This is a genomic window from Nodularia chucula CCY0103 (assembly GCF_963923915.1).
In the GTDB taxonomy this organism is placed as follows: Bacteria; Cyanobacteriota; Cyanobacteriia; order Cyanobacteriales; family Nostocaceae; genus Nodularia; species Nodularia chucula.
Genome location: NZ_CAWUOL010000281.1, coordinates 1 through 230 on the forward strand (window position 1 = coordinate 1; position 230 = coordinate 230).

Genomic DNA, 230 nt, shown 5'->3' on the forward strand with positions numbered 1-230 from the left:
GATCGACGTCTCGGCCTTGCTCGTTCAATCCACGTTCGAGGTCTACTTCATCGATGAGCATGATCGGGAACTGCTGAGCGTCCGGGTCTACAACCCAGCCGCTTCCCGGTTTGCAAACGCAGTTCGATCCGCTTCGTTTCCCGAGTACGACGAGGATGGCTTTGCGCGGCTCATGGGTCGTCTCAACGATCTCTTCTCCATCCGCGTCGCTGCGGACGATAAGGCGGCGT

At 58.7% G+C, this 230-nt stretch carries 1 protein-coding gene; it reads left to right on the forward strand.

Annotation, left to right across the window (positions count from 1 at the left end):
* Positions 1-230: hypothetical protein (locus ACM0OP_RS24525; RefSeq protein ID WP_414531002.1), on the forward strand; the 230-nt coding region annotated here is incomplete at both ends.